General features: G+C 60.6%; 1 pseudogene. It reads right to left on the reverse strand.

What is annotated here, in order from left to right:
- Positions 1 to 255 (reverse strand): annotated as a pseudogene (locus GHO03_RS24935) (EEP domain-containing protein); the annotation flags it as partial.
- Positions 256 to 264 lie beyond the last annotated feature (9 nt).

A 264-nucleotide genomic window follows, 5' to 3' on the forward strand; every position in this document is an offset into this window, starting at 1 on the left:
TTCATACTGCGACACAGCCGGCCACGCGTCGTAACGCGAGGCGTGTTTGTCATGTTCGCCCAGCACTTCTTGCAAAAACACCACGTCAGCGCCGGTAGCACGCACGGCTTCGCGCAGCTCCGGCAGGATGAAGCGCCGGTTTAAGGCGGTGAAGCCTTTGTGCATGTTGACCGTGAGCACTTTGACCCGGTGTACGGCCGGCGCCGTTTCGGGCGCTGGCGATTCGATGGGGTTGCCGACAATATCAAGCGTCATGGTCTCTCC

The sequence above is a fragment of the Pseudomonas sp. FSL R10-1339 genome, assembly GCF_009600545.1.
Lineage (GTDB): Bacteria > Pseudomonadota > Gammaproteobacteria > Pseudomonadales > Pseudomonadaceae > Aquipseudomonas > Aquipseudomonas bubulae.